The 18,221-nt window shown below is 75.7% G+C and carries 16 protein-coding genes; 8 read left to right on the top strand and 8 right to left on the bottom strand.

The window, feature by feature from the left end; translation table 11 throughout:
- The first annotated feature begins 6 nt into the window (after positions 1-6).
- Entirely contained in the window at positions 7-1,284 is a 1,278-nt protein-coding gene (locus tag BM093_RS08720) for an SAM-dependent methyltransferase (protein ID WP_093340033.1), read from the top strand.
- 21 nt (positions 1,285-1,305) lie between these two features.
- On the opposite strand, the gene BM093_RS08715 is transcribed toward BM093_RS08720, so the two are convergent.
- On the bottom strand, positions 1,306-2,163 hold the full coding sequence (locus tag BM093_RS08715) for a fructosamine kinase family protein (protein ID WP_093340030.1): 858 nt from the start codon (positions 2,161-2,163) through the stop codon (positions 1,306-1,308).
- A gap of 12 nt (positions 2,164-2,175) precedes the next feature.
- Positions 2,176-2,577: a low molecular weight protein-tyrosine-phosphatase gene (locus tag BM093_RS08710; protein WP_245773400.1), complete on the bottom strand. Its 402-nt coding sequence runs from the start codon at positions 2,575-2,577 to the stop codon at positions 2,176-2,178.
- A gap of 217 nt (positions 2,578-2,794) precedes the next feature.
- Between BM093_RS08710 and cobC the strand changes: the two genes are divergently transcribed.
- From cobC to BM093_RS08690, 4 genes are read left to right on the top strand one after another with little or no spacing between them, the layout of a single operon-like run.
- On the top strand, positions 2,795-3,892 hold the full coding sequence (gene cobC, locus BM093_RS08705) for an Rv2231c family histidinol phosphate aminotransferase CobC (protein ID WP_093340023.1): 1,098 nt from the start codon (positions 2,795-2,797) through the stop codon (positions 3,890-3,892).
- A complete protein-coding gene (locus BM093_RS08700) occupies positions 3,889-5,067 on the top strand; it encodes a Nif3-like dinuclear metal center hexameric protein (protein ID WP_093340020.1) in 1,179 nt (392 codons plus the stop codon). Before cobC ends, BM093_RS08700 begins: the two co-directional genes overlap by 4 nt.
- Entirely contained in the window at positions 5,064-5,789 is a 726-nt protein-coding gene (locus BM093_RS08695) for a zinc ribbon domain-containing protein (RefSeq protein WP_093340017.1), read from the top strand. Before BM093_RS08700 ends, BM093_RS08695 begins: the two co-directional genes overlap by 4 nt.
- 2 nt (positions 5,790-5,791) lie before the next feature.
- A complete protein-coding gene (locus BM093_RS08690; protein WP_218162713.1) occupies positions 5,792-6,988 on the top strand; it encodes a bifunctional RNase H/acid phosphatase in 1,197 nt (398 codons plus the stop codon).
- 25 nt (positions 6,989-7,013) lie between these two features.
- On the opposite strand, the gene BM093_RS08685 is transcribed toward BM093_RS08690, so the two are convergent.
- Genes BM093_RS08685 through BM093_RS08675 form a run of 3 tightly spaced genes read right to left on the bottom strand, consistent with a single transcriptional unit; the run spans position 7,014 to position 9,297 of the window.
- On the bottom strand, positions 7,014-7,661 hold the full coding sequence (locus BM093_RS08685) for a response regulator transcription factor (RefSeq protein WP_093340012.1): 648 nt from the start codon (positions 7,659-7,661) through the stop codon (positions 7,014-7,016).
- Complete coding sequence (locus BM093_RS08680; RefSeq protein ID WP_093340010.1) at positions 7,652-8,806, bottom strand: sensor histidine kinase; 1,155 nt, start codon at positions 8,804-8,806, stop codon at positions 7,652-7,654. The genes BM093_RS08685 and BM093_RS08680 overlap by 10 nt, the downstream gene beginning before the upstream one ends.
- On the bottom strand, positions 8,803-9,297 hold the full coding sequence (locus BM093_RS08675) for a DedA family protein (protein WP_425439126.1): 495 nt from the start codon (positions 9,295-9,297) through the stop codon (positions 8,803-8,805). The genes BM093_RS08680 and BM093_RS08675 overlap by 4 nt, the downstream gene beginning before the upstream one ends.
- Before the next feature lie 154 nt (positions 9,298-9,451).
- Here BM093_RS08675 and BM093_RS08670 point away from each other — a divergent pair, with 154 nt between their 5' ends.
- Positions 9,452-10,552 (top strand): serine hydrolase domain-containing protein, encoded by a 1,101-nt coding sequence (locus BM093_RS08670; RefSeq protein ID WP_177238340.1) that lies wholly within the window; start codon positions 9,452-9,454, stop codon positions 10,550-10,552.
- A gap of 198 nt (positions 10,553-10,750) precedes the next feature.
- Positions 10,751-10,936, top strand: a complete 186-nt coding sequence (locus BM093_RS08665) for a hypothetical protein (protein WP_093340008.1) — start codon at positions 10,751-10,753, stop codon at positions 10,934-10,936.
- A gap of 415 nt (positions 10,937-11,351) precedes the next feature.
- Here BM093_RS08665 and BM093_RS08655 read toward each other — a convergent pair whose 3' ends face one another.
- Together BM093_RS08655 and BM093_RS36565 are read right to left on the bottom strand one after the other, a co-directional pair.
- The gene (locus BM093_RS08655) at positions 11,352-12,845 is read right to left on the bottom strand and encodes an SLC13 family permease (RefSeq protein ID WP_245773391.1); all 1,494 of its coding nucleotides are present in this window, start codon (positions 12,843-12,845) and stop codon (positions 11,352-11,354) included.
- Entirely contained in the window at positions 12,842-13,606 is a 765-nt protein-coding gene (locus BM093_RS36565) for a sulfite exporter TauE/SafE family protein (RefSeq protein ID WP_245773390.1), read from the bottom strand. The genes BM093_RS08655 and BM093_RS36565 overlap by 4 nt, the downstream gene beginning before the upstream one ends.
- Positions 13,607-13,700: 94 nt before the next feature.
- Here BM093_RS36565 and BM093_RS08650 point away from each other — a divergent pair, with 94 nt between their 5' ends.
- The gene (locus BM093_RS08650; protein WP_177238346.1) at positions 13,701-14,663 is read left to right on the top strand and encodes a bile acid:sodium symporter family protein; all 963 of its coding nucleotides are present in this window, start codon (positions 13,701-13,703) and stop codon (positions 14,661-14,663) included.
- 193 nt (positions 14,664-14,856) lie between these two features.
- Here BM093_RS08650 and BM093_RS08645 read toward each other — a convergent pair whose 3' ends face one another.
- Positions 14,857-18,093, bottom strand: a complete 3,237-nt coding sequence (locus BM093_RS08645) for an ATP-binding protein (protein ID WP_093339996.1) — start codon at positions 18,091-18,093, stop codon at positions 14,857-14,859.
- Positions 18,094-18,221: the final 128 nt, after the last annotated feature.

The raw sequence follows: 18,221 nt of genomic DNA, 5'->3' as shown, positions 1-18,221 counted from the left end.
TCGGTGATGACGGGAGTGCTGGAACGGGGACCGACGACGACCGAACCGGTGGCGGGGATCCTGTCCCGGGTGATCGGCCGGGCGCCGTCGCTGCGGGTGGAGGCGTTCGACGGGTCGACGACCGGTCCGCCCGACGCCCCGGTGACGCTGCACATCAGATCGCCGCGGGCGCTGGCCCGGCTGGTGAGCGCGCCCGGGTCGCTCGGCCTGGCCCGGGCGTACGTGACCGAGGAGCTCGACGTCGAGGGCGACCTCTACACCGCGCTGCGCGCGATGGCCGACGTCACGCTGCACTCGATCCCGCGCCGCGACCAGCTCAAGCTGGTCCGGCAGCTGCTGCCGTACTGGCGCGAGCACCGGATGCCGCCGCCGGACCTGGAGGCGCGGCCCAAGGGGCTGCTGCACTCGAAGAACCGGGACTCGCAGGCGATCTCGCACCACTACGACGTCTCCAACCGGTTCTACGAGTTCGTGCTCGGCGAGTCGATGACCTACACCTGCGCCGCCTACCCGGACGCCGACGCGTCGCTGGAGAAGGCGCAGGCGAACAAGTACGAGATCGTCGCGACCAAGCTCGACCTGGAGCCCGGGATGCGGCTGCTCGACGTCGGCTGCGGCTGGGGCGGGATGGTGCGCCACGCCGCCGCCGAGCACGGGGTGCGGGCGCTCGGCGTCACGCTGTCGCGTGAGCAGGCGCAGTGGGGGCAGGCCGCGATCGAGCGGGAGGGCCTCGCCCACCTGGCCGAGGTGCGCCACCTCGACTACCGCGACGTGCCCGACGGCGTCTACGACGCGGTGTCCTCGATCGGGCTCACCGAGCACATCGGCAAGGCCAACATCGGCTCGTACTTCCGGGCGATGCAGGCCAAGCTGCGCCCGGGCGGGCGGATGCTGAACCACTGCATCACCCAGCCGTACAAGCCCGACCACCGCAACACCGACCCGTTCATCCGCCGCTACGTCTTCCCGGACGGCGAGCTGGAGCCGGTCGGCACGCTGGTGACCGCGATGAACGAGGCCGGCTTCGAGATCCGGCACGAGGAGAACCTGCGCGAGCACTACGCGCTCACGCTGCGGGACTGGGGCGCCAACCTGGAGCGGAACTGGACCGACGCGGTGGCCGAGGTCGGGATCGGCCGGGCCCGGGTGTGGCGGCTGTACATGGCCGCCTGCCGGCTCGGGTTCGAGCTGAACAACATCCAGCTGCACCAGGTGCTGGGTGTGAAGCTGCACGACGACAAGCGCTCGGACTTCCCGCTGCGGGGCGCGCACGGGGCCTACTGACCCCGTGAGTGGTTGTCGCGGTCAGAGCCGCGACAACCACTCACAAGCCAGGACGGCTCGACGGGCGTACCCACCGCCGAACAGGACCGTGTGCACCAGCAGCGGGAACAGCTGGTGCAGCGGGACCCGCTCCGTCCACCCGTCGGCGAGCGGGGCGGCCTCGTCGTAGGCCGCCAGCACGGTGTCGAGGTGCGGCAGCCCGAACAGGGCGAGCATCGCCAGGTCGGACTCGCGGTGCCCGCCGTGCGCGGCCGGGTCGATCAGCCGGGCCGCACCGTCCGCGGCCCACAGCACGTTGCCCGACCACAGGTCGCCGTGCAGCCGGGCGGGCGGCTCGTCGGGTCCGGCGAGCTCGCCGATCCGGTCGCACACCCGCTCGACCAGCGCGGCGTCGCCGGTGGAGAGATCGCCGCGGTCGCGGGCGGTGCGCAGGTAGGGCAGCACCCGGTCGGCGGCGAACCAGGCACCCCACGGGCCGTCGTGCGGGGTGTTGCGCATGCCGGTGTGCCCGATCCAGGCCTGCTCCGGTCCGCCCGGCGGCGCGGCACCGAACGCATCGGCGCCGGCGGCGTGCAGGGCGGCCAGCCGCCGCCCGAGGTCCTCCGCGGCCGCCGCGGTGGGCCCTCCGGACGTGACGTGCCCGCTGACGAGCAGGTCGTGGTCGTGGCCGAACACCGGCGGGACCGCGGGCCCGCCCGGCACGGCCAGCCAGCGCAGCCCGGCCGCCTCGGCCGGGATCGACCCCGGGTCGCCGGAGCCGTCCTTCACGACGACGGTCGCGCCGCCGTCCAGCTCGAAGCACGGCGGGTGCCCGCCGAGCTCGGCGACGACGGTGCGGCCGGTGAGCCGCTCGACGTCAGCGGGCGTGCAGCGCGTCACGGGGCACCCGGCTCAGGCGTGCCGCTTGACGTACTCGACCAGGCCGGGCAGCGCCGCGTCGATCATCTCGTAGACCTCGGTGAAACCGTCGGGGCCGCCGTAGTACGGGTCGGGGACCTCGGCGCCCTCGGGCGCGGCCGGGTCGAACGAGCGCAGCAGCCGCACCCGCTTCGGGTCCGGGACCGAGCGCTCCAGCGACCGCAGGTGGCCCTCGTCGAGCGCGATGAGCAGGTCGGCGGCGAGGATCTCGGCGTCGACCTGGCGGGCGCTGTGCTCCACGGCGTAGCCGTTCGCGACGAGCACCTCGGCGGCGCGGGTGTCCATCGGGTCGCCGATGTGCCAGTGGCCGGTGCCGGCACTCGCCACCCGGACCCGGTCCCCGAGACCGATGTCCGCGATCTCGGCGGCGAGCATCTTCTCGGCGATCGGGGAGCGGCAGATGTTGCCGCTGCAGACGAACACGACGTTCACGTTGATCCCTCCCGGGGAGCGCGGGTACGGGCGTCGACGCTGACCCCGACCAGTGTCCCCCATCCGGCGGTGCCGGGCCGACCCGCCCGTGCCCGTCCGTCCCGCCCGCCCGGTTCGGGTGGGGCCGGAGCCTGCACAGGGTTCGCCGTAGGGTGTCCGGATGCCGTTCGATCACCCCACGGCCGGTCGCGGGCCCGGTGACGCGGGCGTCCACGATCTGCGCCACCACGGTGACGCCGAGGCGTCCGACGGCCTCGTCGACTTCGCGGTCAACGTGATCGGCGACGGCCCGCCGCCGTGGTTGCGCGACCGCATCGCCGCCACCCTGGACGGGCTGGGCCGCTACCCGCGCGCCGAGCACGACGCGCACGCCCGCGGGACCGTCGCCACCCGGCACGGCCGGGCCCCCGACGAGGTGCTGCCGCTGGCCGGCAGCGCCGAGGGGTTCGCGCTGCTCCCGGCGCTGCGCCCGCGCCTGGCCGCCGTCGTGCACCCCGGGTTCACCGAGCCGGAGGCCGTCCTGCGCGCGGCCGGGGTGCCGGTCGCCCGGGTCCTCACCGACCCGGCCGACGGCCACGCGCTCGACCCGCGGGCCGTACCGGCCGAGGCCGACCTCGTCGTCGTCGGGAACCCGACCAACCCCACCGGCGTGCTGCACCCGGCCGACGACGTCCGCGCGCTCGCCCGGCCCGGCCGGGTGCTGCTCGTCGACGAGGCCTTCGCCGACGCGGTGCCGGGGGAGCCGGAGAGCCTCGCCGGCGACGCCGGGACCGAGGGCCTGCTGGTGTTCCGGTCGCTGACCAAGACGTGGGCGCTGGCCGGGCTGCGGGCCGGCTACGCGCTGGGTGCACCGGAGCTGCTGGCACGCCTGGCCGCCCCGCGCCCGCCGTGGCCGGTGTCGACGCCCGCGCTCGAGGCGATTGTGGCCTGCTGCGAGCCGGAGGCGCTCTCCGCGGGCGACCAGAAGGCCCGCGAGCTGTCCGCGCACCGGGTGTCGATGGCCGCGGCGCTGGCCGGTATCGAGGGCGTCGCCGTCCAGCCGAGCCACGCGCCGTTCCTGCTGCTGCACCTGCCCGACGGCACCGGGCACGGGGTGCGGCAGCGGCTGCGCGAGGCCGGTATCGCGATCCGCCGGGGGGACACCTTCCCCGGTCTCGGCCCCGACCACGTGCGGGTCGCGGTGCGCCCGCCGGAGCTCGCCCGTCGGCTGGTCGACGAGCTCGACGCCGCCCTGCGCGCGCTGGTGGTGCCGGCATGAGTCCGCAGGTGAGCACCCTGCGCGACGTCGTCGACGCGCTGGAGGCCGCGTACCCGCCGGGGTACGCGATGGAGTGGGACGCCGTCGGGCTGGTCTGCGGTGACCCCGCCGACCCGGTGGAGAAGGTCCTGTTCGCCGTCGACCCCACCCCGGAGACGGTCGACGAGGCGATCGCGACGGGGGCCCAGCTGCTCGTCACCCACCATCCGCTGCTGCTGCGCGGGGTGCACGGTGTCGGCGCCGACACCCCGAAGGGGGCGCTGCTGCACCGGCTGATCCGGGCCGGGGTCGGGCTGTTCACCGCGCACACCAACGCCGACGTCGCCGACCCCGGTGTCTCCGACGCGCTGGCCGGCGCGCTGGGTCTCGAGGTCGACGGGCCGCTGGAGCCCGACCCCGCCCCGGCGCTGGACAAGATCGTCACCTTCGTACCGGTCGGCCCGGCGATCGCGCAGGTGCACGCCGCGCTGGCGCAGGCCGGGGCCGGGCACGTCGGCAACTACTCGCACTGCTCGTTCGCCACCGCGGGCACCGGCCAGTTCCTCCCGCTCGACGGCGCCGCCCCGGCGATCGGCGAGGTCGGGAAGCTGGAGCGGGTCGCCGAGACCCGCCTGGAGATGGTGCTGCCGCGGGCGCGGCGGCGCGCGGTCGTCGCCGCCCTGCGGGCCGCGCACCCGTACGAGGAACCCGCGTTCGACCTGCTGGAGATGGCGCCGCTGCCCTCGGCGCGCGGGCTCGGCCGGACCGGGGTGCTGCCCGCCCCGGAACCGTTCTCCGCGTTCACCCGGCGCGTGGCGCGGTCACTGCCCGCGACCGCGTGGGGCGTGCGCGGCGCCGGCGACCCGGAGCGCGAGATCCGCCGCGTCGCGGTGTGCGGGGGAGCGGGCGACTCGGCGCTGGGGGCCGCGGCGCGGGCCGGTGTCGACGCCTACGTGACCGCGGACCTGCGCCACCACCCGGCCGTCGAGCACGCGCTGGCCGGGACGGGCCCGGACGGGCCGGTACCGGCGCTCGTCGACGTCGCGCACTGGGCGTCGGAGTGGCCGTGGTGCGGGCAGGCAGCCGACGTGGTGCGCGCGGCGCTCGGCGGTAGCGTCGCGGTGTCCGTGTCCGGGCGCCGCACCGACCCCTGGACCACCGCAGCCCCCTCACCCGACCCGGAGGCGAGTTCATGAAGGCCGACCCCACGACTCAGGCGAAGCTGCTCCAGCTGGCCGAGGTGGACACCGAGCTCGGCCGGCTCGCCCACCAGAGCAAGAACCTGCCCGAGCACCAGCAGCTCACCGAGGCCGAGCAGCGGGTGCGCGACGCGCACGACGCCGTCGTCCGTGCCGAGACCCGCGCCGGTGACCTGGACCGCGACATCGCCCGGCTGGAACGCGACGTCGACGGCGTGCGGACGCGTGCCGAGCGCGACCACGCGATGCTGGCCGGCTCCGGGATCGGGGCCAAGCAGGCGAGCGAGCTGCAGCACGAGCTCGACACCCTGGCCCGCCGGCAGGGCGTGCTGGAGGAGGAGCAGCTCGGGATCATGGAGGAGCGCGAGGCCGTCGGCGCCGAGCTCGACCACGCCCGCGCGGAGCTGGCGAGCGCCGAGGAGCAGGTCGTCGAGGTGACCGGCCGGCGCGACGGCGCCGAGGCCGACCTGGACGCCTCGCGGACCGGCCGGGAGCGGGCGCGGGCGGAGCTGGTCGAGGTGCTGCCGGCGGAGCTGCTGGCCGACTACGAGCGGATCCGCGGACGCGGGCAGGTGGCGGCCGGCGCGCTGCGCGAGTCACGGTGCGGAGCGTGCCGGCTCGAGCTGGACCGCACGTTCCTCGGCCAGGTCCGCTCGGCCGGCGACGACGACGTGGTGCACTGCGAGGAGTGCGGGGCGATCCTGGTGCGTGGCAAGTGAAGCTGGTCGTCGAGGCGGACGGCGGGTCGCGCGGCAACCCGGGCCCGGCCGGTTACGGGGCGGTCGTGCTCGACGCCGGCGCACGCCAGGTGCTGGCCGAGGTCTACGACGGCCTGGGCACCGCCACCAACAACGTCGCCGAGTACCGCGGGCTGATCGCCGGCCTGGCCGCGGCCCGGCAGCTGGGCGCCACCGAGGTCGACGCCCGGATGGACTCCAAGCTGGTCGTCGAGCAGATGAGCGGGCGCTGGAAGATCAAGCACCCGCCGCTGCAGCTGCTCGCCGACGAGGCCCGCGACCTGGTCAAGCAGTTCGACGCCGTCTCCTTCACCTGGATCCCGCGCCGGGACAACGCCCGCGCCGACGAGCTCGCCAACCGGGCGATGGACGGCGAGTCGAACCCGTCGCTCGATCCGGCGGTGGCGGCCGGGCCGGACCGGAAGCCCGCGAGCGCCCCCACCGAGAACTCCGAGGTCACGGAGCTCCCGGGAGGATCGGAGCCGTCCGGCGCCTCGGCCGCGACCCCGGCGGACTCGGCGGCCACGGCTGCGGCCTGGACCGGCCAGGTCGGCACGCCGGTGCGGATGATCCTGCTCCGGCACGGCCAGACGCCGCTGTCGATCGAGCGCCGCTACTCCGGGCACGGCGACCCGGAGCTGACCGAGGCCGGGCAGGCCCAGGCCGTCGCCGCCGCCCGCGCGATCGCCGCCCGGCTGCGCAAGCAGGGGGTGACACCGGCGGCGGTGCTGTCCTCACCGTTGCGCCGGGCCCGGCAGACCGCAGCCGCGGTCAGCGAGACGACCGGCGCCGCGCTGCAGGTCCGGGACCGGCTGATCGAGACCGACTTCGGCGGCTGGGAGGGCCTGACCTTCGCCGAGGCGCGCCGCCGCGACGCCGAGCTGCACGGGCGCTGGCTCGGCTCGGCCGACGTCGAGCCGCCGGGCGGGGAGAGCTTCCGCACGGTGGGCGCGCGGGTCGGGGCCGAGCGCGAGCGGATCGTCGAGGAGTTCCCCGGCGAGACGGTGATCGTGGTCAGCCACGTGACGCCGATCAAGATGCTGCTGCGCGAGGCGCTCGGCGCCGGGGACGAGGTGCTGTTCCGGATGCACCTGGACCTGGCGTGCACCAGCGTCGCCGACTTCTACCCCGACGGCGGCGCCTCGGTGCGGCTGGTCAACGACACGTCCTACCTGGGCTGAACGCCCGGATACGCGGGCGGTGACCTCACGCCGTGCCGAGGTACTCCAGGATGGCCAGGACCCGGCGGTTGTAGGCGGCATCGGCCGGTATCCGCAGCTTGCCGAAGATCGTGTTGATGTGCTTCTCCACGGCGCTGCGGCTGACGTGGAGCCGGTCGGCGACGGCGTTGTTGCTGTGTCCCTCCGCGAGCAGGCCCAGCACGGCGAGCTCGCGCTCGCTCAGCCGGCCGAGCGGGGTGTCGGACGCGTTCCGGACGGCGATGAGCCGGCGGACGACCTCGGGGTCGAACACGGTGCCGCCGTTACCGACCCGCTCGACCGCGTCGAGGAACCCGGCGATCTCGGACACCCGGTCCTTCAGCAGGTAGCCGATGCCGCCGGTGCCCTCGAGCAGCTCACCCGTGTGCCGCCGTTCGACGTGCTGGGACAGGACCAGCACGCCGACCCGTGGGTGCTCGCGCCGGATCCGGAGCGCCGCCCGGATGCCCTCGTCGACGTAGTCGGGTGGCATCCGGACGTCGACGACGGCCAGGTCGGGCGCGTCGCGGGCGACCGAGCGCAGCAGGTCCTCGGCCGTGCCGACACTGTGGACGACGTCGTGTCCCTCGGCGGTCAGCAGCTGCGCCAGTCCCTCGCGGAGCAGCGTCGAGTCCTCGGCCAGGGCTATCCGCACGGGATCTCCGCTTCGACGGTGGAGGGGCCGCCGGCAGGGCTGTCGACACGCAGCCGTCCGCCGCGGGCCGCGACGCGCGCCGCCATGCCGCTCAGGCCGGGGCCGGTCGGGTCGGCCCCGCCCCGTCCGTCGTCCCGCACGGTCAGAACGACGTCGTCGGCCCGCCGTCGCAGCCCGACCTCGATCGACGTGGCGTGCGCATGCTTGATCACGTTGGTGATCGCCTCGCTGGCGACGAAGTAGGCGGCGGTCTCGGTCGCGTGGCCGAACCGTTCGCGGGTCGGGGTGTCGAGCCGGACCGGGCGGGGGGTGCGGTCGCGCAGTGACTCCAGCGCTGTCACCAGACCGTCGCGGTCGAGCATGGCGGGGTGGATCCGCCATGTCACCTCCCGCAGGTCGGCGAGGACGGCGCGGGTCTCCGCGGTGGCCCGGGCCCGGAGCTCCTGCTGCTCCTGTGGATCGGTGGTGCGCTCGGCCCGGGCGAGCAGGATGGACAGCGCGACGACGCGTTGCTGGACGCCGTCGTGGAGGTCGCGTTCGATCCGTCGGCGCTCGGTGTCGACGGCCTCGACGACGTCGGCCAGGGTCGTGTTCAGCCGGGACACCTGTCGTTCCAGCTCGTCGGCGCTGGGGCGGGCGAGGGCGGTCCAGGCGTGCCGGTCGAGCCACCCGATCCCGCCCAGGCCGCTGATCGACAGGAACAGCAGGAGCAGGCCGGGCAGGGCGAACCAGCCGATCGTTGCCCACGTGACCTGCCCCGGCCCGGCGTCGAACACGGCGACCGGTCCGCCGGACACCGCGCCCGCGAGCGTGCCCGCGGCGACCACGAGCCCGGCGCCGAGCAACCCGAGCACCCCGACGGTGAGGAGGCCGAGCGCGGCCCGGGCCGCCAGCAGCCGGGGCAACCGGCTCCGGTGCGGGAGGTGGGCTCTCGGCCGGCGGTCGACCCAGCTCAGGCGCCGCCGCTCCCACCCGGCCACGGTCAGCGCCGGGGCCGCGGACACCGGTGCGGCCACCAGCGCCACCAGCACGGCCGGCAGCGACAGCGCGCCGAGCACGGCCCCGGCCAGGTGCCGACCGGCCAGGGCGGCGAGCGCCCCGGTGGACGATCGGCCGGGTGCCCGCCCCGGCGCTGCGACGATCATGAGGCCATTCTTCCCCGCACGCGCGCCACGACGAACCCGGCCGCCGCCACGACCCCCACGAGGACGACGAGGTTCTGGACGACGCCGGCGTACTGCTCGACGAGCCCCCAGTTCTCCCCGAGGGTGTACCCGGCCAGGACGAAGACCGTGTTCCACACCGCGCTGCCGGCCGTGGTGAGCACGCCGAAGCGCAGCAGCGGCATCCGTTCGATGCCCGCCGGGATCGAGATGAGGCTCCGGACGACCGGCACCATCCGTCCGAGGAACACGGCCGTCGACCCGTGGCGGGCGAACCAGGCCTGGGCCCGGTCGACGTCCGACACGGCCAGCAGCGGTATCCGGTCGACGATCCGCCGCAGCCGTTCGGCCCCCCACCACGCTCCGAGGCCGTAGAGCGCGAACGCGATCGCCGCCCCCGGCGCGCCCAGGAACTCCATGAGCGTGACGGCCCCTTCGGCGATCGCGCCGAGCTGTGTGTTCTCCGTGGTCACCGCGACGACGCTAGGGACCCGGCACGCCCGCCGGAATGCGGACGACCACGCGACGGGGTGCGGAGATCCTCAGTTCCGGTCGTGCGGGGGACCGGGCGAACAGCGTGGTTCTCCGCAGTGACCCCGCACCGCGGGCGTCCCAGGATTCCTGCCCATGACCGGGAAGACGCCCATGATCGCGCGACGGCTCGCCGTCCTCCTCCTGACGCTCGCCGTCCTCGCCGCGGCCGGCGCGACGACCCTCGTGCTCGCCCGGGACCGGGTGCTCGCGTCCGTCGCCGGCACCGGGTCCGAGGCGTCGGCGACCCTGCTCGCCGTGGACGGCCGCATCTGGGCGGACGGTGTCCGGGACCCCGCGTCCGGGGGCCCGCTCGACGGCTCCGAGCGGTTCCGGATCGGCAGCGTGACCAAGACCTTCGTCGCGACGGTGGTGCTGCAGCTCGTGGACGAGGGGCGGGTGGCGCTCGACGCGACGATCGAGAAGTACCTGCCGGGGGTCGTCCGCGACGGCGCGCTCATCACCGTCCGCCAGATCCTCCAGCACACGAGCGGCCTGCCCGACCACATGAGCTCGCCGGGATGGTCGACGAACCGCTGGCGTGGCGACGACCGGTTCCGGGACGTCACCCCGGCCCGGATCCTGCAGGAGGCGTTCACCCGGGCGCCGCACTTCCCGCCGGGCGCCGGGTTCCGGTACTCCAACACCAACTACGTCGTCGCCGGTCTGCTGGTCGAGGCCGTGACCGGCAGGCCCTACGCCGCCGAGATCGAGCAGCGGATCCTGGAACCGCTCGGGCTGACCGGGACCTCACTGCCCGGCTCCGACCCCCGCGTGCCCGAGCCCGCCGTCCGCGCGGAGACGGTCCTGGACGACGGCCGGCGGGTGGACGTGACCGAGCAGAACGAGTCCCTCGACGGGGCGGCCGGGGAGATGATCTCCACCCACGCGGACCTGGCCACGTTCCTCGATGCACTGCTCGGCGGCGGGCTGCTGACCCCGCAGACCCTCGCCGAGATGCGCGCCACGGTCCCGATGGGAGCGGGGTTCCACTACGGGCTCGGGCTCCAGCGGTTCGACCTGCCGTGTGGCGGCTCGCTGTGGGGCCACGGCGGTGAGCTGCTCGGCTACGTGACCTACGCCTTCCGTCGTGCGGACGGGCGGACCCTCACCCTGCTGCGGGCCTCCGCGGACGACGACGGTTTCCTCCGGTTCGCCGCCGTGGCGACCGCGGCCTTCTGCCTGACCCGGACGTGACCGCCCGGGTGCGGGGTCACCGGTGCGGCGTCGCCGCGGGGCACGTCCTGGATCGATCCCGGCATGGCCCGATCGGGCGGTGTCCACTGCGTACCGTTGTCCCGGCACCCCACCCGGGCGATGATCAGCATGCACCGTGCGGGTCGACCCCCGTACGGAGCGTGATGTCTCGGTGTCGCGGGGAACGGAGGGACAACGATGTCGGTGCGGTCTTCTGGAGCGCTGTCGCATGAGCACGACTACGGCTACGACCTGGCCCACGAGATGAAGACGGTCGCGCGGATGCCGCAGCAGCGGCGCGGTACGTCCCGCCCGCTCGGTGTCCCGGCCCGCGAGCCGGACCCGGACACCGACCTCGGCCACGACATGGCCCACGAGATCTGACCCGATGTTCCCGACGGCCCCGCCCGGCACCACGCCGTGCGGGGCCGTCGCACGTCCGGGTTGCCTCGTCCTGCTCGCATCAGCGTGTCCGGGCGCCGACCACCGGGCACCGGCCGCACGCCGGTCACTGCTCCGTCGCACCACCGGCGTGATCGGCGGTTCGTGTCGGATCGGTGCCGGATCCGGCACCTGTCCGCCACGAGTCCCCGATCACCCCGGCGGTGGGCGCCGCCGGCCCGGGGCACGCGCCGAGCGCGCCGCGTCCTGTCCCGCCGCGCCGTGCCGGCCGCGCCACCGTGATGATCGGGGAGTCGTGCAGGATCGGTGCCGGATCCGGCACCGGTCCGACACGACTCGCCGATCACCACGGGGCCGGGCGGGCGGGCGGGCGGGGCACCCACTCGAGCATCCGGGCTCACCCGGCGAGTGCGAGTGCCGCCCACAGTGCGAGGGTCGCCGCGGCGAGGCCGAGGGGCACCGTGAGGGCGCCGATCCCGAGGAAGGTCCCGATCCGGGGCGGGGCGCCGTGACCGGTCGCGATCCGCCGCCACAGCAGCGTCGCGAGCGAACCGGCGTAGGTCAGGTTCGGCCCGATGTTCACCCCCAGAAGCACGGCCAGGACGAGCCCGGCGTGCGGGGACGGGCCCAGCGCGGCGAGCAGGACGAGCGTCGCGGGCAGGTTGTTCACCAGGTTCGCCAGTACCGCGGCGATCGCGGCGGTGACGAGCAGCCCGGCCAGGTCGGGGGAGTCCGGCAGCAGTCCGCCGAGCCACGCGGCGAGTCCCTGCCCGCTCACCCCCGCCACGACGACACCGAGCGCGAACACGAACAGGCAGAACCCCGGCGACGCGGCCGCGACGAGCCGGACCGGGCCGGTCTCGCGGCGGGCCAGTGCCCGGACGGCGAGCACCGCGGCCCCGGCGGCGGCGACCCAGCCCGGCCCGATCCCGACGGCCGAGGACGCCCCGAACCCGACCAGGGTCACCGCGAGGACGACGAGCGCGACCACCGGCGGGGGTCCGGCGGCCGCCTCCTCCGGCCGGAGCCCGGCCCCGTCCGGAGGACCGAAGCCGGCGCCGAGCGTGGGGCCGAGCCCGGGACCGGGCGACGGGTCGAGCCCGGCTCCGTCCGACGGAGCGGGCCCGGCGCCGAACGTCGGGCCGAACGCGGGACCGGCCGACGGGTCGAGCCCTGCACCGGTTGTCGGGTCGGGCGCGTGGTCGGCTGCCGGGTCGGGCGCGCCACCGGCGGCCGGGCCGGGCGGGTCCGCCTGCGTCCGGTCTCGCGCAGGTGCGGCCAGTCTTCGCAGGTCCCGGGCGAAGAACCGGCGCAGCACCAGGTACTCGACGACGATCACGGCCAGCCACGGCCCCACCATCAGCCCGGCGAAGCCGAGGAAGCTCAGCCCGGACGCGGCGAACGCCAGCAGGTTGGTCAGGTTCGACACCGGCAGCAGGCCCGAGGCCGAGTTGGACAGGTGCACGCAGGCGTAGGAGTGCGGCCGCGCGGGCACGCCCAGCCGCGTGGCCGTGGCCAGCACCACCGGCGTCAGCAGGACCACCGTCGCGTCCAGGCTCAGTACCGCCGTCGTCCCGGCCGCCGCGGCGAACACGCAGGCCAGCAGCCGCCGCGGGGACCCGGCCGAGGTCCGTGCCAGCTGCGCGCCCAGCCAGCGGAACACGCCCTCGGTGTCGGCGAGGTGGCCCAGCAGCAGGATCGCGGCGAGGAACCCGACCGTGGGCGCGAGCTCGCCGACCTCGGCCCACGCCGCGGCCGGGTCGACGAGCCCGGCGGCGACGGCGACCACGGCGGCCGGCACCGCGACGACGGCTTCCGGCACCCGCGGCGGGCGCAGCGTCGCGGCGACGAGGACCGCCGCCAGCAGGGCGACCGCGAGCAGCAGGCTCACTGCAGGTAGAGCGCGACGCCGACGGCGAGACCGAGCAGCACGACCGCCCAGCGCAGCAGGTCCTCGCGCATACGGCGGGCGAGCAGCGCCCCGAGGTAGCCCCCGACCAGCGTCGTCGGCGCCAGCAGCGCGACCGCCAGCCAGTCGAGCGGGGCGCCGATCGCGAAGACCGCCGTGGTGACCGTCGCGACCACCACCGACAGGACGCCCTTGAGGGCGTTGAGTCTGCGCAGCTCGTCGTGGGCGAACAGGGCCAGCGTGGAGATCAGGACGACGCCGAGCGCCCCGCCGAAGTAGCCGCCGTAGATCGCGGCGAGGAACACGGCCACGTGCAGGGCGACGGTGCGGTCGCGCTGGGCGCTCTCCGGGTCGCCGATCCAGCGTTTGAGGCGCGGGCCGACCGCCATCATCAGGCTGGCCAGGATCACGAGGACGGGGACGACGGTGTTGAACACCGACGCGGGCAGGACCAGCAACAGCGCGCACCCGATCCCGGAGCCGGCGGCCGCGGCGATCGAGGTCCCGACGATCCGGCGGCCCTGCCCGGGCAGGTCGCGCCGGGCGCCGAGGACGATGCCGACGTAGCCGGGCCATTGCGCGACCGAGTTCGTGACGTTCGCCGCGAGCGGCGGGAACCCGACCGCCAGCAGCGCCGGGAAGACCAGCAGCGACCCGCCCCCGGCGACGGCGTTGACCGCCCCGGCGAGCAGCCCGGCGACGAGCAGGAACAGCAGTTCCCACGGCTGCGACAGGTCGATCACCACCGGACGGTAACCCGCCGGACACCGTCCGTCGTCCGGACGGCCCGTGTGCCCCCGCACCCTGGTCAGGTGAAAGGCTGCGCCCGTGCGAGCGATGCAGCGGATCGAGCAGGTGGGCGACGTGGTCGGGCGGTGGTTCCCGGTCATCGTCCTGATCGCCGGGGCGATCGCGATGGCGGTGCCGGAGACGTTCGCGTCCTGGTCACCCGCGGTGCCGTGGCTGCTCGCGGTGATCATGCTCGGGATGGGCATGACGCTGCGGCCGGTCGACTTCGCCTACATCGCCCGGCGGCCGGTGGCGTTCGTGATCGGGCTGTGCGCGCAGTACGTCGTGATGCCCGCCCTGGGGTGGCTGCTCACCGTGCTGGTGGACCTGCCCCCGGAGATCGCCGTCGGGGTGATCCTGGTGGCCTGCGCGCCGGGCGGGACGGCGTCGAACGTGATGGTGTTCCTGGCCCGGGGTGACGTCGCACTGTCGGTGGCGATGACGTCGGTGTCCACCCTGGTCGCGCCGATCGTGACGCCGTTGCTGGTGCTGTTGCTCGCCGGCCGCTTCCTGCCGGTCTCGCCCGGTGAGATGTTCTTCTCGATCGTGCAGATCGTGCTGGTACCGGTGATCCTCGGCTTCCTGCTGCGGCGCTGGGCGGGCGGCGTCGTCGACCGGGTGACGCCCGCGCTGCCGCTGGTGTCGGTCGTCGGGATCACCGCGGTGGTGCTGGCGGTCGTCGCCGGGGCGGCCGACTCGCTGCTCACCGCCGGGCTGGTGATCGTCGGGGTGGTCGTCGTGCACAACCTCGCGGGGCTCGCGCTCGGCTATGCCGTCGCCCGTGCCTTCGGGCTCGACATCGGGGCCCGGCGGGCGGTGGCGATCGAGGTGGGCATGCAGAACTCCGGCCTCGCCGCGACCCTCGGCACCGTGCACTTCGGACCGGCGGCGGCCCTTCCCGGTGCGGTGTTCTCGGTGTGGCACAACGTCTCCGGTGCGGCCCTGGCCGGCTACTGGTCCCGGCGCCCGGTCGTCACGGAACCGCAGGACAGCACGACGCGCGGCGGCTGACCCCGCCACGGCCGCCACCCGACACGGCCGATACCGCCACGAGGTCGCGGCTCGCGTGCGCCCGGCCGAGCCCGGTCAGGCTGCCCGCCGGGCCGCCACGATCGCGCCCTCAGCGCCGCCGCCGGTCGCGCCGAGCAGCGGCTGCGTACCGCCGTGTTCCGGGCGCACCCCGGCCGGGGTCGCCCCGATCGCGTCACGCGTCGAGGAACGTGGCGCCGAGGTGGCCGTCCGGCGGGCGGGCACCGCCGCGGGCGAACGCGGCGTCGAAGCACGGCCCGCCCAGCCCCTCCCGTGCCCGCGCGGTGATCCGGTCGACGTCACCCCGCTCGGCCGCGGGCAGCGGGGCGGCCGCGCCCTCCCGGGCCGCGGCGGCGGTGCCGAGCAGCTCGGCGGCGTCGGCGTACGCACCGGCGAGCGCCCGCGCCCCGGCCAGCCCCTCCAGGGCCAGCGCCACGGCACGCGGGCCCCCGGCGGCGCACGCCGACCGGTAGCCGTCCGCGTGCAGGCGCAGCGCGGTGCCGGCGTCGCCGCGCAGCTCGGCGACGAAGCCCATCTCGGCGGTCGGCGCGAGGGTGTCGAACCAGTCGAGGTTCCCCTCCCGCCAGTGCTGCAGCAGCTGCTCGGCCCGGTCCAGGTCCCCGCGGCGGCGGGCGGTCAGGGCCAGGCCGAACCGGGCGAACTGTTCGAGCCCGTGGTTGGACTGCGCCCGGGCCAGCTGCCGGGCCTGCTCGTGGTGCTCGTCGGCCGCGTCGAGGTCGCCGGTGAGCAGCGCGATCCGGCCGAGGCCGGAGCGCTGGGCGGACACCTCGGTCCACAGCGCCAGTGCCTCCGCGGTCTGCAGCGCCTCGTGGTGCATCCGGTGGGCCGTCCGGTGGTCCCCGCCGATCTCGGCGAGGGTGGCCCGGAGTGCCGTCGCCTGCAGCTCACCCCACCGGTCGCCGAGTTCGCCGAAGAGCTCGGCGCTGCGTCCGACGTCGCGCCGGGCGGCGTGCAGGTCGTCGCGCACCAGCGCGTACTGGGCGTGGGTGAGCACCGCCGCCGCGACGTACCAGCGGTCGTCCCGGCTGCGGAAGCGGGTCAGCGCCCGGTCGAGACGGTCCTCGGCGGTGGTCAGCGTCCCGGCGCCCCAGCGGGTGAACGCCAGGAACCACTGTGCCCGGGCCAGGCCGTCGGCGTCGCCGGAGTCGTCGTACAGCGCCAGCGCTGCGGCCCCGTCGTCGGCGGGTTCGTCGCGGGCCACCAGCGCCAGCCCCGCCGCCCACGTCGCCACCGGGGCGCGCAGCCACGCCGGGTGGTCGTGCCCGGCCGAGAGGGCCGCGGCCGCCGCCCGGCGGCCCTCACCGATCCGGCCGCGCAGGTACCAGTACCAGGCCAGCGCGTCGACCAGCCGTAACGCGGTCTCCCCGTCGCCCGCGGCGACGGACCGGTCCAGCGCGGCCCGCAGGTTCGGCGTCTCGGCATCGAGGCGGGCGAGCCAGGGCCGTTGCTCGCGCTCGCGCAGCCGCGGTGCGGCCCGCTCGGCGAGCGCGAGGTAGTACGCGGCGTGGTGGCCCGCGGTCCGGTGCGCCTCGCCGGCCTCGTGCAAACGCTCGGTCGCATAGGCCGCGATGGACTCGAACATCCGGTACCGGAGGCCGTCCGGGCCGTCCACGGTGTGGAGCAGCGAGCGGTCCACCAACCGGCTCACCGCGTCGAGGACGTCGGCGCCGTCGACACCGTCCCCGGCGCACACCTGCTCGGCCGCGTCGAGACCGCACCCCTCCGCGTGCACCGACAGCCTGCGCAGCACCGCGCGTTCGGTGTCGCCGAGCAGGTCCCAGCTCCAGTCCAGGGTCGCCCGCAGCGTCTGCTGCCGGGTCGGTGTGCCGCGCCGGCCACCGGCCGTGCCGCCACCGCCCAGCAGCGCGAACCGGTCGTCGAGCCGGGCCGCGAGCTCGGCTGTGCCCAGCGCCCGCGTCCGGGCTGCGGCGAGCTCCAGGGCGAGCGGGATGCCGTCGAGGCGACGGCAGATCGAGGTCACCGCGGCCGCGTTGGCGGTGGTGAGCGCGAAGGCCGCGTCGGTGGCCCGCGCCCGTGCGACGAACAGCGCGACGGCGGCCGAGCGCAGCAGCGCCTCCGGCTCGTGCTCGGCGGGATCGGGCAGCGCCAGCGGCGGGACCGTCCACAGTGTCTCTCCGGGCACCGCCAGCGGTTCCCGGCTGGTGACCAGCAGGTGCAGGCCCGGGGCCACCGCCAGCAGCCGCGCGGCGAGCTCGGCGACCGCTCCGGCGACGTGCTCGGCGTTGTCGAGCACCAGCAGGAGCTGCTGCGGGCGGAGCGCGTCCGCCAGCCGTCGTTCCGGGCCGGGTGCCCGGGTGGACGGCGAGGACCACCGGTCCTCGCGGATGTCGAGGCCGGCGACGACGAACTCGGCGAGGGCCGCGGTGTCGGCGGCACCCGGCAGGCCGGCCAGCTCGACCAGCCGGACGCCGTCGGCGAACCCGGCGGCCGACTCGTGGGCCGCGGCGAGGGCCAGGCGGGTCTTGCCGACCCCGCCCAGCCCGACGAGGGTGACCAGCCGCCCGGCGGCGGTCAGGTCGCGGACGCGGGCGACCGCGTCCGAGCGGCCGATCAGCTCGGTGAGCGGTACGGGCAGGCCGGGGGCGGGTGCCGCGGCCGGCGCCGGCCCTCGGGTGGCCGGCGCCAGCGCGGGATCGTGGTCGAGGACGGCGTGGTACAGCGCGGCGAGTTCGGGTGCGGGATCGACGCCCAGCTCGTCCCGGAGGCGTTCGCGCAGCTCGTGGTAGCTGTCGAGGGCCTCGTGCTGGCGTCCGGCCCGGTACAGCGCGCGCAGGTGCATCGCCCGCAGCCGCTCGCGCAGCGGATGCCGCGCGACCAGCTCGTCCAGCTCGCCGGCCAGCGTCCGGTGCTCGCCGAGTTCGAGCCGGGCCTCGGCCCGGTCCTCCAGCGTGCTCAGCCGCAGCTCCTCCAGGCGGCTGATCGCCGGTCGGGCGAACTCCTGGTCGCCGAAGTCGGCGTAGGCGGGACCGCGCCACAGGTTCAGGGCGTCGGTGAACCGTTCCGCCCGGGTGCGGGGGTCCGCGCCGGCGTGGGCCCGCTCGACGAGTGCCTGGAAACGGTGCGTGTCGAGCCCCTCGGCCGGGACGTGCAGCAGGTACCCGGGGGCGCGGGAGGCGACCAGGTCCCGGCCACCGGGCTCGGCGTCGCCGAGTACCCGGCGCAGCTGGGAGACCCGGGCCTGCAGCGCGCCCGTCGGGTTCGCCGGCAGCCGCTCGCCCCACAGGTCCTCGACCAGCCGGTCGGCCGACACCGGCGTCCCACCGTGCACGAGCAGGACGGCGAGCAGGGCCCGGACCTTCAGCTCGGGCACCCGCACCGGGGTGCCGTCGTCGGCCAGGACCTCCAACGGCCCCAGGACCCCGAATCGCACGCCCGGATGGTAGCTGCGCGGTCCGAACCGGCCCCGAAGCCGATCCGAAGCGGACCCGAAGCAGCGGCGCCGAGGGTGGGCTGCGTCCATCCGGGAAGGGGTCGATCCGAAAAGGGTCGATCCGGAAC

Origin of the sequence: Pseudonocardia ammonioxydans (assembly GCF_900115005.1) — a bacterium.
Taxonomy (GTDB): Bacteria; Actinomycetota; Actinomycetes; order Mycobacteriales; family Pseudonocardiaceae; genus Pseudonocardia; species Pseudonocardia ammonioxydans.
Note: the sequence above shows the minus strand (reverse complement) of the source record. Positions and strands in the feature narration are given on the sequence as shown.

Coding starts and splice junctions, on each gene's coding strand:
- BM093_RS08720 (WP_093340033.1), top strand. CDS start 7: ATGACGGGAGTGCTGGAACGGGGACCGACGACGACCGAACCGGTGGCG.
- BM093_RS08650 (WP_177238346.1), top strand. CDS start 13,701: ATGCAGCGGATCGAGCAGGTGGGCGACGTGGTCGGGCGGTGGTTCCCG.
- BM093_RS08680 (WP_093340010.1), bottom strand. CDS start 8,806: ATGATCGTCGCAGCGCCGGGGCGGGCACCCGGCCGATCGTCCACCGGG.
- BM093_RS08665 (WP_093340008.1), top strand. CDS start 10,751: ATGTCGGTGCGGTCTTCTGGAGCGCTGTCGCATGAGCACGACTACGGC.
- BM093_RS08670 (WP_177238340.1), top strand. CDS start 9,452: ATGACCGGGAAGACGCCCATGATCGCGCGACGGCTCGCCGTCCTCCTC.
- cobC (WP_093340023.1), top strand. CDS start 2,795: ATGCCGTTCGATCACCCCACGGCCGGTCGCGGGCCCGGTGACGCGGGC.
- BM093_RS08700 (WP_093340020.1), top strand. CDS start 3,889: ATGAGTCCGCAGGTGAGCACCCTGCGCGACGTCGTCGACGCGCTGGAG.
- BM093_RS08710 (WP_245773400.1), bottom strand. CDS start 2,577: ATGCTCGCCGCCGAGATCGCGGACATCGGTCTCGGGGACCGGGTCCGG.
- BM093_RS08695 (WP_093340017.1), top strand. CDS start 5,064: ATGAAGGCCGACCCCACGACTCAGGCGAAGCTGCTCCAGCTGGCCGAG.